The 13653-nt window shown below is 65.5% G+C and carries 16 protein-coding genes and 1 riboswitch; of the genes, 8 read left to right on the top strand and 8 right to left on the bottom strand.

Annotated elements, in window-relative coordinates:
• The first annotated feature begins 13 nt into the window (after window positions 1–13).
• Both coaD and ACX80C_RS02725 read left to right on the top strand, forming a co-directional pair.
• Window positions 14–490 carry a pantetheine-phosphate adenylyltransferase gene (gene coaD, locus ACX80C_RS02730; protein ID WP_459324695.1) on the top strand — a complete coding sequence of 159 codons (477 nt, stop codon included), beginning with the start codon at window positions 14–16 and terminating at the stop codon, window positions 488–490.
• A gap of 58 nt (window positions 491–548) precedes the next feature.
• Window positions 549–803: a hypothetical protein gene (locus ACX80C_RS02725; RefSeq protein ID WP_459324694.1), complete on the top strand. Its 255-nt coding sequence runs from the start codon at window positions 549–551 to the stop codon at window positions 801–803.
• A gap of 21 nt (window positions 804–824) precedes the next feature.
• On the opposite strand, the gene ACX80C_RS02720 is transcribed toward ACX80C_RS02725, so the two are convergent.
• From ACX80C_RS02720 to ACX80C_RS02700, 5 genes are read right to left on the bottom strand one after another with little or no spacing between them, the layout of a single operon-like run.
• Entirely contained in the window at window positions 825–1862 is a 1038-nt protein-coding gene (locus ACX80C_RS02720; protein WP_459324692.1) for a sulfate/molybdate ABC transporter ATP-binding protein, read from the bottom strand.
• A complete protein-coding gene (locus ACX80C_RS02715; RefSeq protein ID WP_459324691.1) occupies window positions 1859–2656 on the bottom strand; it encodes an ABC transporter permease in 798 nt (265 codons plus the stop codon). Before ACX80C_RS02715 ends, ACX80C_RS02720 begins: the two co-directional genes overlap by 4 nt.
• Window positions 2653–3435: a molybdate ABC transporter substrate-binding protein gene (gene modA, locus ACX80C_RS02710; protein WP_459324690.1), complete on the bottom strand. Its 783-nt coding sequence runs from the start codon at window positions 3433–3435 to the stop codon at window positions 2653–2655. Before modA ends, ACX80C_RS02715 begins: the two co-directional genes overlap by 4 nt.
• A gap of 1 nt (window position 3436) precedes the next feature.
• Window positions 3437–3838 carry a TOBE domain-containing protein gene (locus tag ACX80C_RS02705; protein ID WP_459324689.1) on the bottom strand — a complete coding sequence of 134 codons (402 nt, stop codon included), beginning with the start codon at window positions 3836–3838 and terminating at the stop codon, window positions 3437–3439.
• 57 nt (window positions 3839–3895) lie between these two features.
• Window positions 3896–4453, bottom strand: coding sequence for a YdcF family protein (locus ACX80C_RS02700; RefSeq protein ID WP_459324688.1), 558 nt, complete (start codon window positions 4451–4453; stop codon window positions 3896–3898).
• 233 nt (window positions 4454–4686) lie between these two features.
• Here ACX80C_RS02700 and ACX80C_RS02695 point away from each other — a divergent pair, with 233 nt between their 5' ends.
• From ACX80C_RS02695 to ACX80C_RS02670, 6 genes are all read left to right on the top strand, one after another.
• Window positions 4687–5220, top strand: a complete 534-nt coding sequence (locus ACX80C_RS02695) for a YceD family protein (RefSeq protein ID WP_459324687.1) — start codon at window positions 4687–4689, stop codon at window positions 5218–5220.
• A 2-nt stretch (window positions 5221–5222) separates the two neighbouring features.
• Window positions 5223–5426, top strand: a complete 204-nt coding sequence (gene rpmF, locus ACX80C_RS02690) for a 50S ribosomal protein L32 (RefSeq protein ID WP_167993247.1) — start codon at window positions 5223–5225, stop codon at window positions 5424–5426.
• Between the two features lie 60 nt (window positions 5427–5486).
• Entirely contained in the window at window positions 5487–6224 is a 738-nt protein-coding gene (gene rnc / locus ACX80C_RS02685; RefSeq protein WP_459324686.1) for a ribonuclease III, read from the top strand.
• A 29-nt stretch (window positions 6225–6253) separates the two neighbouring features.
• Complete coding sequence (gene mutM, locus ACX80C_RS02680; protein WP_459324685.1) at window positions 6254–7279, top strand: bifunctional DNA-formamidopyrimidine glycosylase/DNA-(apurinic or apyrimidinic site) lyase; 1026 nt, start codon at window positions 6254–6256, stop codon at window positions 7277–7279.
• A 75-nt stretch (window positions 7280–7354) separates the two neighbouring features.
• Window positions 7355–7648, top strand: a complete 294-nt coding sequence (locus ACX80C_RS02675; RefSeq protein ID WP_459324684.1) for a YtxH domain-containing protein — start codon at window positions 7355–7357, stop codon at window positions 7646–7648.
• 160 nt (window positions 7649–7808) lie between these two features.
• Window positions 7809–7969, top strand: a riboswitch (cyclic di-AMP (ydaO/yuaA leader).
• Between the two features lie 3 nt (window positions 7970–7972).
• Window positions 7973–8920, top strand: coding sequence for a LysM peptidoglycan-binding domain-containing protein (locus ACX80C_RS02670; protein WP_459324683.1), 948 nt, complete (start codon window positions 7973–7975; stop codon window positions 8918–8920).
• An 82-nt stretch (window positions 8921–9002) separates the two neighbouring features.
• Here the strand turns inward: ACX80C_RS02670 and ACX80C_RS02665 are convergent, their stop codons facing one another.
• The 3 genes from ACX80C_RS02665 to ACX80C_RS02655 are packed head-to-tail and all read right to left on the bottom strand — an operon-like array spanning window position 9003 to window position 13572.
• Window positions 9003–9977 carry an NAD-dependent epimerase/dehydratase family protein gene (locus ACX80C_RS02665; protein WP_459324682.1) on the bottom strand — a complete coding sequence of 325 codons (975 nt, stop codon included), beginning with the start codon at window positions 9975–9977 and terminating at the stop codon, window positions 9003–9005.
• Window positions 9974–12556 carry an alpha/beta fold hydrolase gene (locus ACX80C_RS02660; RefSeq protein WP_459324681.1) on the bottom strand — a complete coding sequence of 861 codons (2583 nt, stop codon included), beginning with the start codon at window positions 12554–12556 and terminating at the stop codon, window positions 9974–9976. Before ACX80C_RS02660 ends, ACX80C_RS02665 begins: the two co-directional genes overlap by 4 nt.
• On the bottom strand, window positions 12550–13572 hold the full coding sequence (locus ACX80C_RS02655) for a 3-oxoacyl-ACP synthase III (RefSeq protein ID WP_459325083.1): 1023 nt from the start codon (window positions 13570–13572) through the stop codon (window positions 12550–12552). The genes ACX80C_RS02660 and ACX80C_RS02655 overlap by 7 nt, the downstream gene beginning before the upstream one ends.
• Between the last annotated feature and the right edge of the window lie 81 nt (window positions 13573–13653).

Here is a 13653-nt window from a genome sequence, read left to right as displayed (position 1 = left end):
ATAGATTCGACGTATGCGCCGCGCCGTCTGCCCTGGATCCTTCGACCCCATCCACAATGGTCACCTTGAGATCATCGCGCGCGCGGCCAGCCTCTTCGACGAGGTGATCGTTGCCGTCTCCACCAACTACGCCAAGAAGTACCGCTTCTCCATCGAGGACCGCCTGGACATAGCGAACGAAACGCTCACCTACCTGCGCGGTGTCTCAATTATTCCCATGGGCGACGGACTGCTTGCGGAGTTCTGCCGCGAGCACGGCGCCAACCTCATCGTCAAGGGACTGCGCTCCAGCCAGGATTTTGACTACGAACTGCCCATGGCCGCGATGAACCGCCAGCTCACCGGCGTCGAAACCGTGTTCATTCCGGCTGAGGCGAGCTATTCGCATCTCTCCTCGACCCTGCTGAAGGAAGTATCGGCACTGGGCGGCGACATCTCGCAGTTCGTTCCCAAGGCCGTATTGAAGCGGCTCAAGGAGAAAGACGACTAACGCCCTGCGACCGTCGTAGAATCGAGTCTCAATGCCAGTCGAGGATTAGGGGCGCGCTGTGGGTAAGAGCCGAATCAAACCCGAAGACCCGTTCCCTGAGGATCTGAACCAGCTCAAGGACAGCCAGGTGGAAGTCCTCAACAGCAAGGTTCACCGCCAGCTCGCGGTCGAGTACGTCGAGGACGGCGAACCGGACCCCGAGACCGAGCATCGGCATGAAGAACTCGACGAGGAACTCGATGACCGCGACGTCATGTCCGAGGCCGTGGTCGCTCATGCCACCGAGCAGGGCAAAGCGGCTCCAGCGCTGTAGGCCTGATTGCCGGCTGACTTCTCAGCGAAGGTAGAGGCTGACCTCGGTCGACTTCACACTGAAGAAGACCTCCATTCCGGGCAGCAGATCCAGTTCCGCCGCGGCGGCAGTGGTGATCTCGGCGCTCAAATGGCCGGCGCGCACTGTTGTCCTGCCGCCGTGCTGTTCCAGGTCGGTAATCGTCACCGGAAGCACGTTGCGGGGGCTGCCTGTTGGGTGGTCCCGGTGCACAGCGACTGCCCGCGGGCTGAAAATCGCTGCCGCCTCTTCTCCCTCCGGTAACGGCGGCTCGGTCAATGCTGCCAGGTGGACGCCGTCCGGTGCCGTGAGTCCGCCCGCACTGGTTCGTCCGGACACGAGGTTCAGGCCCGCAAGTCCCGCCGCGAAGCTGCTCCTCGGTTCCTCGAGAACCGTGCGCGTGGGCCCATCCTCCACGATCCGTCCGCTGTCGATGACCACCACGCGGTCCGCGAGCAGGAGGGCGTCCACGATGTCGTGGGTGACGATCACCGCGCTGCGCCCCTTGAGAACGCGGCGGAGGGTCCGGCGCAGCTGTGGCGCCACCGAGATGTCCAGGGCGGACAACGGTTCATCGAGCAGCAGGAGATCGGGTTCAGTGGCGAGCGCACGCGCAACGGCCACGCGCTGCGCCTGGCCGCCGGACAGGCTTGCCGGTCGGCGGTCCGCGAGGTCGAGGGCCTCCACCTCGCCCAGCCAGCGCCGTGCCGAATCCCTTGCGGCGGCGCGGGATGCCCCGGCGCAGCGGGGGCCGAACGCTACGTTTTCCAGGACCGAAAGATGCGGAAACAAGAGCGCGTCCTGGGCAAGGAGCGCCACTTCGCGCGCGTGCGGCGGGACCCATTCCCGGCTGGAGAAGAGGACGTTGCCGCCCAGGGTGGCAGCGCCGTCGTCGGGCTTGATCAGGCCTGAGAGGACTCCGAGCAGGGTCGATTTCCCCGCCCCGTTGGGCCCCATGACGGCCACGGTTTCGCCGGCGGCGAGAGCGAACCGGACGTCGAAGTTGCGCGCGGGAACACGTGCTGCAAGCTCAAGCGTCATTGCGGACGTCCATCCTGTACGCGGTGCGCGAGGCCGACCACCAGGACGGCCACGGCGACAAGGACGAGGGAGAGCGCGACGGCGGCGTCGGCGTCGGTCTCCCGCTGCAGGTAGATTTCCAGGGGCAGGGTGCGGGTCACGCCCTGGAGGCTCCCGGCGAAGGTGAGTGTCGCGCCGAATTCGCCGAGGGCGCGGGCGAAGGACAGTACTGCGCCCGAGACGATGCCCGGAAGGACCAGCGGGAGGCTGACGCGCCGCAGCACGGTGGTGGGGCGGGCGCCGAGTGTCGCGGCGACGGCCTCATAGCGTGTGCCGGCAGTTCGAAGCGCACCCTCCAGGCTCAGGACCAGGAACGGCAGCGCCACGAAGGTCTGCGCCAGTACGACGGCGGTCGTCGAGAATGCGATGTCCACCCCGAGCATGGTCATCGACTCTCCGAGGAGGCCCTGCCTGCCGAAGGTGTACAGCAGTGCGATGCCTCCCACGACCGGCGGGAGGACCAGCGGGAGTAGAACGAGTGCACGCAGCACCCGTTGGCCGCGGAAGGTCGTTCTCGCCAGGGCAAACGCCATCGGCACCCCGAACACAATGCATGCCAGTGTGCTCGCAGCGGACGTCTGGAGGCTGAGCAGCAGCGCGGCCCGCGAGGAATCCGTGGTGATCAGCGCACCGAACTGAGCCCAGTCGACCCGCAGGACGATCGCCAGCAGCGGGATGATCACAAACAGTGCGCCGACACCCGCTAGCGCCAGCACCCAGCGGGGGACCCCCGTGGAGACATGGCCCAAGGTCACGGTTGCGCGAACCCGGCCTGCGTGAGGATCTCCTGTCCTTCTGCGCCCGTCACCAGCTCAATGAACGCTTCAGCAAGTTCCTGGTCACCGCCCTCCACCGCGGAGATCGGGTAGACATTCACGGCTTCGGCTGACTCCTCGAATTCGATGCCTTCCACGGCGTCGCCTGCGGCGGCGACATCTGTCACATAGACCAAACCGGCGTCCGCCTGCCCGGAGGTGACCTTGCCCAGGACATCGGTAACCGAGGACTCCTCGCTGACCGCCGGGATGTCCGTACCGGATGCTTCTTCCACCGTCACCGTGGCAGATCCACACGGCACCTGCGGTGCGCAGACCACCACATCAAGCGCAGGGTCCGCAAGATCCTCCAGCCCGGTGATGCCGGCGGGATTTCCGGCCGGGACCGCAATCATGAGCGTGTTGGTGGCGAATTCCATGGGTTCACCCGCTACGAGACCGGCGTCGGTCAACTTGTTCATGTTCGCCGCGTTCGCGGATGCGAAGACATCGGCAGGTGCACCGGCTGTGATCTGCGTGACCAGGTCGGAAGAACCGGCGAAGCTGAGCTGCACTGTGGCGTCCGGATTCCGGTTCTCGAACTCTTCAGCGATTGCGGTGAACGTGTCCTTCAGGGAGGCGGCCGCGAAGACCGTGACGGTGCCGCTCAGTCCCTCCGCCGTCGTCGGGCTGGTGTTTTCGCTCGCGGACTGAGTACCGCAGCTGGCAAGGACAACCAGTGCGGCAGAGCCCGTGATCAGTCGGATACGCAGGTTCATCTCAGAACTTCCCTTCGGGGGTTTGGACAATAACGGTTGTCGCCTTGATGACCGCCACCGCGATGTTGCCGGGAGTGATGCCAAGCTCACGCACCGCTTCGCTGCTCATGAGCGAGACCACGCGGTGCGGTCCGCATTGAAGCTCGACCTGGGCCATCACCTTGTCCGTTATTACATTGGTGACCAGGCCCACGAACCGGTTGCGTGCGGAGGTGTCGGCACCCGAGGGGTCGGTGGGCAGGATGGCGCGTTCGCGGGCAAGCCGCGCCAGCTCGAGTCCGTCCACCACCGTGACACCGGAGGCACGCTCGGCGGTAAGGGTGCCGTCATCGATCCAGCGCCGCACGGTATCGGCGCTCACCCCGAGAAACTGCGCTGCGTCGCGAACACGTATTTGCGTCATAACAGGTAGCATAATGCAGCATTTGCGTCTGCGTAGGTTCGTTACGTGCGCATAATCTCAGATCTGGTTCGCGCAGACCGGCCGTAGCGCGCCTCCGGCCAGACCGGCCCCCTCCTCCACAAAACGGGGAAGCCAGCCGAATAGTCCGAGTTCCGGATCCGAGGCCGCCATGATCAGGCGTGCCTCGGAGCACTGGCCGATGTGCTGGTAGGAGCGCAGTACGTGGTACCGCGAGGTCACCACCAGTACCGTGTCCCAGCCGTGCTCGTCCGCAAGGCGGGCAACAGCGCGCGCTTCACCGCGGGTGGTGAGCGGTTCGGGCCGGAAGCAGATAATGCGTTCGGACTTTCTGCTGTTGCATACCCGATCCATGTCCACATTGCCGGGGGTGTCCGTATGTGAGAGCACCAGAACTGGTGCCCATCCGTCCTCCACCAGGCCGCGGCCCACCGGATACCGCTCAGTGCTCGCCCCGCCCAGCACCACCACTGCATCCGCGCGCTGCAACTTAGGCAGCGGAGGGTTGTAGAACAACGCGTAAGAGCTCAGCAGCCACAACACCAGTACGACGACGGCGGCAACGGCGGCCTTGAGGGCGGCGCCTTTCCTGGTCAATACTGGAGTTGATCGTGAATGCACGCCCTCCACACTACGGGGCAGAGCGCGTGCGTTCGTTCCGCCGTGCACCGGCAACAGGGCGCGCCGACGCCGCACCCGGTTTGGGATGGGCGTTTGTTTCGGGCTAAGATGATTCGTCGGTCATATGTTCTACAGGAGTTCCAATTAAGAGCGATCTCAGTTCGCCTCTGATCTTCAATGTCAGGGACCTCGGGCGCAGCCCGGGAAGCATGCGGACAGTCGAAGAACATGTGCCCGCACCGAAAGATTTTGGTGTGGCGCTCATCGGCGTTCAGGAAGGTTCCGAGATGGAACTGGACCTGAGGTTCGAAGCTGTACATGAGGGAATCCTGGTATCCGGGATCGTGGACGTCGAAGTTAAGGGCGAATGCGGTCGGTGCCTGGATCCCCTTCGTTACGGCAGTAGCGTCGATGTGCAGGAACTCTTCTACTACGACAACCAGGAGTTGTCAGAGGATGAAGAGGAGGACGCGCTGCGCGTGGTCGAGAATGACACAGTCAATCTCGAACCGGTGCTGCGGGATGCGGTAGTGACAACGCTGCCGTTCCAGCCGGTGTGCCGGGAGGATTGCCAGGGTTTGTGCGCCGAATGCGGTGTGCGGCTGGAGGATGATCCGGGTCACCAGCACGAAGTCCTCGATCCCCGCTGGGCTTCACTGGCAGGGCTGGCCGGCACGGCCGCTGACCCACAGGCGGCGGAACCAGAAGCAAAGACAGTGTTAGACGAGAGAGAAGAGAGTTAGCCGTGGCTGTTCCCAAGCGGAAGATGTCCCGCTCGAATACGCGTGCACGCCGGTCCCAGTGGAAGGCTGTTGCCCCGAAGCTGGTGAAGACGGTGGAGAACGGTCGCGTCACCTACAGCCTTTCCCACCAGGCAAAGGTTGTTACCGACTCCGCAGGCACCGAGCTGTTCCTTGAGTACAAGGGCCGTAAGGTAGCCGACGTCTAAGTGCTGCCAGGGCACCGCGAGGCGGTATCCGCAGCATCGATGCGCGTAAGCGTCGCTAGCGTGGAAAATTCAGAAGACCTTTTGAAGCGTCTCGGCGTCACTATCGACGCCGGGACGCTTCGTCTTGCCCTGACGCACCGCTCCTACGCGTATGAACAGGGCGGCATCCCCACCAACGAACGCCTTGAGTTCCTTGGCGATGCCGTTCTGGGCCTCTCGGTGACGGACGCCCTGTACCGCGACAATCCAACCCTTTCCGAAGGCGAGCTGGCGAAGCGGCGTTCCGCCGTTGTCAGCACGCGGGCGCTGGCGGGAGTTGCCCGCGGCATTGGTCTCGGCAAGCACATCCTGCTCGGCCAGGGGGAGAAGCTCACCAACGGTTGGGACAAGTCCTCCATCCTTGCGGACACCATGGAAGCCATCATCGGCGCCACCTACCTCAGCAACGGCATGGAGACCGCCCGTTGCCTGGTGATGCGTATTATCGGACCGGTCCTCGAGGATGCAGCAGCCCTCGGCGCCGGAACGGATTGGAAGACCAGCATCCAGGAGATCGCCGCTGCTGAGCGGATGGGTGTCATCGATTACCGGGTGACCGGGTTCGGCCCGGACCACGACCGCCGTTTCGAGGCTGTCCTGGTAATCGGCGGAACCACTTATGGCTCCGGTGGCGGACGCTCCAAGAAGGAAGCCGAGCAGGAAGCCGCTGCCGCTTCCTGGAAACTGCTGCGCGGCTCAGATGACAGCAAGACAGTCCCGCAGCCGCTGCTCACCGATCAGCCGGCTGACTCCCGCTAACGCTCCCTGAGAACCGGACGCGCCCGAACATGCCTGAGCTGCCCGAAGTGGAGGTGGTGCGCCGCGGGCTTGCGCGGTGGGTACGCGGCCGCACCATCGAAGCGGTTGACGTCCTTGACCCCCGGTCCATCCGACGCCATGTCCTCGGCGCCGAGGACTTCCGCGGGAACCTCGTGGGAGCAACCATCACCGATACGGTGCGTCGTGGCAAGTTCCTTTGGATGCCCCTGGCGGACGTAAAGCACGACGACGGCGCCAGCCGGCTCGCGCCGTCGTCGTACTTACCTGCCGCACGGCTGGAACCCGAGGCTGGCGGGATAGTCCACACCGCACCACGGGTGGCGCTGATGGCGCACCTGGGCATGAGCGGACAGCTGCTGGTCGAGGATGAGGATCAGCCGGACGAGAAGCACCTCAAGGTGCGGCTGCGCCTGTCCCAGGGTGCTGACCGTCTGCCGGGGGAACTGCGGTTCGTTGACCAGCGGATCTTCGGCGGGCTCTTCGTGACCGGGATGGTGCCCACCGCCGACGGCTTGCCGGGTGGGCTGGGGGAGGCCCCTGAGGCTCTCGTACCCGTGGAAGCCTCGCACATCGCGCGGGATCCGCTTGATCCGGCGTTCTCCTTCGAGGAATTCTTCTCCAGGCTGCGCGCCCGCCGGACGGGCCTGAAGAGGGCGCTCCTCGACCAGTCGCTCATATCGGGCATCGGGAACATCTATGCCGACGAAGCGCTGTGGGCTGCCAGGCTCCACTTCGCGCGTGCAACCGATACCGTGCGGCGTCCCGAGGTTGCCCGGCTCCTCACCGCCTGCCGCGACGTCATGGAACGGGCGCTCGAGGCCGGTGGGACGAGCTTCGACTCGTTGTATGTGAATGTCAACGGTGCCTCCGGCTACTTCGAGCGGTCGCTCAACGCCTATGGGCGGGAACGCCTGCCATGCCCCCGCTGTGCGGACGCCGGCGTCGACTCCCGCGTGCGGAGGGATACCTTCATGAACCGGTCCTCCTACACGTGCCCGCGCTGCCAGCCGAGGCCGCGTAACGGCCGTTGGTGACACACCGACGTGACAAAACTAAGTACGCTGACTAGATTCGACATCTGAGGATCCCGACACGTCAGGAGTATCGCCATGAAGAACAAACTGGTTTTTGCAGCAGGAATGGCCGCAGGCTATGTGCTGGGCGCGCGTGCCGGTCGTGCGAGCTATGAGCAGATCAAGGTGAAGGCGCAGGAGTTCTGGAACAACCCGAAGGTGCAGGAAACTGTCACAGAGGCAACCGAGGCAGTGAAGGCCAAGGCGCCGGAAGTGCAGGCGCAGGCTGAACAGGCGCTGAAGAAGGCGCAGGATGCAGTGCATCGCCCGGGTAACCGTTCGGGCGACGATGAGAAGCCCAAGGATGCTACCGACCAGTACAAAATCTAGTCGATGGGCATATATCAGTAGTACTCCGAAAAAGCGCACCATGGCGCGGATTTGTGATGGAAACGTGACAATTCAACCAAACGAATGTAACGTTAAGGCCACGCCGGGTTTCTAAAGCCCGGCTTCCTTCTGGCGGATTGCCTAATCCTGTCGCCGTCGGAAGGTCCGTTCGCTACACATCCGGCAGGAGCGGGGGAACCAGATAGCGGGCTTCGTTTTTCGAAGTCCTAGGGGTTAAGACGCGTACAGCTTCGCAGTACATGTCCGGGTGGCTCCCATCCGAATCCGACAGCTAACTCCGCAGGCACTGGGAGAGGCCCTTCGTTGTCCAAAAACCGTCATATTGCGCGCCACCGCGCCACCCCGCCCAGCACGATGCAGATCGTCTCGAAGGCAGTCAGCACGCACGCCGGCACCGTCGGACGTCCTGCGGCTGTTGTTGTAGCAGCATCGGGCATCATGTTCGGCGCAGCGCTTCCGGCCAGCGCCGGAACCACCTATAGCTCAACCTCGGGAGCCGTTCAGTCCGCTGACGCCGCCGTCCAGGTCTCCGCTCCGGCCGCTGCTCCTGCCGCGCCGGTCAACGCGCAGACCGTCTCGGCTCCGGCCCCGGCTCCGGTCACGAATGCTCCGACCCACACCGTGCGTTCCGGTGACACCCTTGGTGCCATCGCAGCGAACTACGGCGTGAGCCTGGATGCCATCTTCGCGGCCAACGGGCTCGGCTGGAACTCGGTGATCTACCCGGGTCAGGTCATCAGCCTGTCGGGCAGCGCTGCTGCGGCGCCTGCTCCGGCTGCACCCGCCCCGCAGGTGCAGGTTGCACCGGCTCCCGTGGCTCCCGCCCCGGCCCCGGCCCCGGCCGAGACCAGCACCATGGGAATCACCACGGCGTCCTCCAACATCGAGGTTGCCTCCTACTCAGCCGCTCCTGCTTCCTCTTCGGTTGCTGGAACCATCGCTGCAGCAGCGCAGGGCCAGATCGGTGTCATCCAGGACTGCACCCGGCTGGTATCGAACGCCCTCGCAGCGGCCGGTATCAACTTCCATGACTGGCCCGCCGGCTACCTGTCCCTCGGCAGCACGGTAAGCGCCGGCCAGGCGATGCCAGGTGACCTCATCTACTACGCGGATGGTGGCATGGGCGCAGCCCACATCGCCGTGTACATCGGTAACGGTCAGGCCGTCCACGGTGGCTTCAACGGCAACCAGACCGTAGTGGCGCCGGCTCAGCTTGGTTCGGGTCCGGTCTTCATCCGGGTCAATGGCTAACTGACGCATCAGCACAAGGGAGGACCGGTTCGCCGGTCCTCCTTTTGCGTTCCCGAACGATTTTGCGTTGCTGGACGGCCGCCTACGCCCGCCCACCGTAGTGCGCGGCAAGCCGGGCGAATCCCTCGTCCAGTGAAACCGCCGGCGTCCAATCCAGCAGCTCCCTGGTCTGCCGTTGGTCGAACCAGTGCGCGGTCGAAAGTTGTTCGGCGAGGAATCGGGTCATGGGCGGTTCACCGTCCGCGCTCGAACCCCGCCACAGTGTTTCGACGGCAGTGCCCGCCGCACGGCCGAGCCACCCCGGAACGGACCATCGTGGCGCGGGCGCATCGCCCGCAGCGCACATCCGCGCGAGCAGTTCACCGATCGGCCGGGGTTCGCCGTTGGTGACCACAAGCGGTCTCCCATGAACGTGTTCGATGCGATTCAGCGCGGCGACGATGGCGGACGCAGCGTTGTCCACATACGTGGTGTCCACCAGTGCGGTCCCGCCGCCCAGCAGCGGCAACCTGCCGGCCCGCGCCCGGGACAGCACGCGTTCGACCAGTTGCGTGTCGCCCGGCCCCCAGACGATATGGGGGCGAATGGCCGTGACGGGCATGGCGGCGTCGTCGTTCGCCAGGACCAGTTGCTCGGCCTTCGCCTTGGTGCGGGCATAATCCCCGCGGGCCCGCGCCGGGTCAGCGGGTTCGGTGCCGGCTCCGACGATCGAACGGCCCAGATGCGCCACCGACGGTGAAGAAACGTAAACAAACCGCCCAGCACCCGCGAAGCGCGCCGCTTCAAGCAGGTTGCGGGTCCCGGCGACGTTCACGCGTTCAAATTCGGCAGGGTCGCCGCTGAAGGACACCTTCGCCGCACAATGGATCACGGAGTCCACGCCCTCAACGGCACGCTTTACCGCCTGCGGGTCACCCAGCGAACCGGCCACGTCCTCTGCACCGGCGACTCCCGAAGCGCGGCGCTGGAAGGTACGCACAGACTCACCACGGCTGCGCAGCAGGCTGGCAACGGCCCCGCCGAGCATTCCGCTCGCACCGGTCACCAGGACCGTCATGGGCGTCGCTTCCGACGTCCCTCGAGCATCTGCCCGGCCCAGGCCGCCACCTTCGCCCGGTCGATTTTCGCGTTGTGGCGCACGTCCGTCGGCAGCTCGGGCAGAGTCAGCACTGCAGCGATCTCCACACCCGCTGAGCGTCCCGCGTGACGGACGGCGGCCGACAGGCTTTCCGTCGCCAGGGACCCCCCGCGCGTCTTTGGCGCGGGTACGACGACGGCGACAACCGCCTGGGTGCCGGCCGGCCCCACACCGACGACTGCCGCCTGCCGTACTTCTTCGGTGCGCTCAATAGCCTGTTCGGCGCCGACGGGAGTGAAAATCCCTGCCGCCGTGGGAATGATGTGTGCGAGACGCCCTTCGACCCACAGCCGACCGTCGGCGTCCAGGTGGCCAACATCCCCGGTACGGTGCCAGCCCGAGGTGCGCGAGGACTCACGCTCGGTGATCCAGAGCCGGTGGTAGCGGTCCTTGACGTGCGCGGCACGCACGAGGATCTCCCCGGTGACGCCCGCCGTCGTCGTCGGCTTGCCGCTTGCGTAACCGGTGCGCTCGAGCGGGCTGATCGCCACCGTCGCGCCCGGCACGGGTGTGCCCACGCAGACTCCGTTGCCCGCTCCGGCTACCGAACTGTCCGTCGCGGCGAGGATACCCTCGAGGTCGATATCGGTCACGGGAAGGGCTTCGGTCATGCCGTACGGCGTGTGCAGGGTTGCTTCGGGCACCAGCGGCCGGAGGCCTTCGAGCAGTGTTGCGGGCACGGGCGCTCCGGCCGAGAGCAGGGTTTTCACGTTCCCCAGTGCCTCGGCGCCCCGCGGAGTGATGCCGTCAGCCGTGGCCAGGACGTTGCGCAGCGCAGCCGGAGATGCGAACACCACGGTGGCATCGATCGCGGATACGGCGTCGGCGAGAGCGCGGGCGGAGAGCGTCCGGGGAGCGGTGACGTCCATGGCGGGCGTCACCGATGAGGCGCCGAGCGCCGGACCAAGCAGTGCGAAAGGCGCGAAGCCAGCGACCAGGGCGCTTCCGGGCCTCAGGTCCAGGGTGTTGGCGAGCGTATCTCGCATCGCCGAGAGCCGGCGGTGGGTGTAGACAACGCCCTTGGCGGGGCCGGTGGAGCCTGACGTGAAAAGGATGGCGGCGTCGGCGTCCGGTTCGATCCCGGGATCGTTGAACACCGCGTCGGCGGAGGCGAGTTCCTCCAGGCTGTGCTGCACGCCCAAAGCGCGTGAACGGACCGTAGACAGGGCTCCCACGCTGATGCGGGTACCCGGCCAGCGGAAGAGGCGGGCGGCGATGAGTGCCCGGTCGATTCCGATCAGGAACTCCGGCACAGCGCCGCGCACCGCGCGGCTGAGACCCTTCGCTCCCAGTCCGGCGTCCGCAACAACGATGACGGCGCCCAACCGCAGGCAGGCATAAATCAGGACCGTCAGCTCAACACCGGGCGGAACCATGAGGCTGACCCTGCTGCCCGGCCGGACACCGATGCCCTGCAGCGCGCCTGCCAGTGCGGTGATGCGGGCATCGAGCTCCCGCCAGGACAGCGAACGTGCAACGGAGCCGTCCTCTCCCATGTCCGCCACGGCCAGCGACTCGCTGCCGGCGCGATCCTGAACCTGTTGCCAGAGCGGAGTGAACGTATCGCTTGAGACCTGCGAGGCGTCGTCGTCGTTCTTCCGCTCGAGCCAGTTGAAGATCGGTGTGGCGATGTCGCGATCGTCGGCGACGAGGTGGCTTGCGCCTTCGAAGCGGTGTACGTCTGCGTGGGGGAGCCGGCGGGTGAGGTCCTCGAGATAGGTGTCGGAGAAGATGGGGTCGCCGGGACCCCAGAGCATCAATACGGGTACATCCAGGGAACGGATGTCCTCCGCAATCCCCGTGAGGGTGGCGAAGCTCGGGTGGTTCGCGTCCACAGGGATATCAGCGACGAACTGTGCAATACCCTGCCGCCTGGAGGCGCGCAGGTACGGCGCGCGGTACGCAGCACGGACATCCGGGGACAGGCGCGGGCGTGCGAGCGCGAGCGTGGTGTCGAGGAAGGCCGTAGTCCCGGCCGTGCCCAGACGGTGCACGGCGCCGTTCAGGGCGAGCCGCAGGGGCGCCGGGATCGGCGAGTCCGGATCCTGGGAAATGGCCGTGTTGGTAAGGATCGCGGCCTGGAGGTTCCCGCGGTTGCGGCTTGCGTAACCGAGGCTGACCACCCCGCCCCAGTCATGGCCCAGCGTCACCAGGGGCCCGTCGAGACTCAGCGCTGCGGTGAAGTCCTCGAGATCCTGCACGCGGTCAGCGAGCTTCCGGGGGCGTCCGGTCCGTTCCGAGTAACCCATCTCGAGTTGATCCACCGCGACAACCCGCCAACCCTGCCGGGCGCCGGCCGCAAGGACGCTACGCCAGAGATAGGACCACGTGGGGTTGCCGTGGACGCACAGCAACGTTCCGCGCTGAATCCCCTCGAGGGACGGCAGGTTGTCCAGGTAGTGCCAGCGGTTCACCGTGCCCGCGGGGTCGACACCGGCTGTGGAGGGCACGTCGAGGTAGGCCGACCACCGGGGGTCGACGCCGGGGAATTCTACCACGCAATCTCCAGCATTGCGGTGTTCAGGCCCGATCCAACGCCCATGCACAACACCCTGTCGCCCTGGTTCAGTGTCTGGGATTCGGTTGCCAGGGTCATCGGAAGGGAAGCGGGGCCAACGTTGCCCCAGTGCGGGAACGTCTGTGGGACCTTCTTCGGGTCCAGATTTACGGCCTCGATGATCGCTTTGGTGTGGGTGGTGCTCACCTGATGTGTGATGTAGCGGTCCATGTCCGCCCAATCCCACTGCTGCTGGGCCTCCGCCCACGCAGCCGACACGAGTTCCAGGCCGCCGTCAAGGAGGCCCTGGGCGTCCGTGTACATGCCGTCGATTCCGCCGACGCAGAGCTCGTGGTGTTGGGTTCCGGCCCGGGCCACGCCGCCAAGCATACGGTGGGAGCCGGGGTGTGCATCCGCTGGACCCACGATTGCCGCGGCGGCACCTGAGCCAAGGGTGAGGGTAGCGAACTCCTGCATGAAACCCTCACGAGTGCCCACGGTCTCGTTCAGCCGGCGGAGCGTGGCTTCCTGGGTGGCCTGCGAATCCTCGCCGTTGACCACCATGGCGTATTGGATCTGACCAGCCTCGATCATGTTGGCCGCCAGCATCATGCCGTTGACGAATCCGAGGCACGCATTGGTCACGTCGAAATTCATTGCCGATGACGGCAGGCCGAGACCGTGGTGAATCTTCACGGCGACCGATGGCTCAAGATTGCTCCGCGAAACGGACGTATTGATCAGCAGGCCAATTTGCGATGCTTCGATGCCGGTGGAGGCAAGCGCCTTGGCACCCGCCTCGACGGCTCCGTCCTCAAATCCGGTGCCCGGTGCCCACCAGCGCCGCTCGGTGATTCCCGCCACACGCTGCAGCAGGCCCTTGGAAAGCCGCAAACGTTTCAGTGCCGGCGCCAGGAGACGATCGAATTCTGCGGAGGTGACTATGACCGGAGCCTCAACACTTTCCACGCCGAGCAGGGCGGTGTTGTGGTGTCGGAAGTTGAAATTACCGGTCAAATTTCCTGCCCTTAGTCCGCTGGTTACCCGCGGATTTGCCCGCTGGTTCGCTGTTAACCGCACCGGAACCGATAGCGCTTC

It is taken from the genome of Arthrobacter tecti (genome assembly GCF_054511355.1).
Note: the sequence above shows the minus strand (reverse complement) of the source record. Positions and strands in the feature narration are given on the sequence as shown.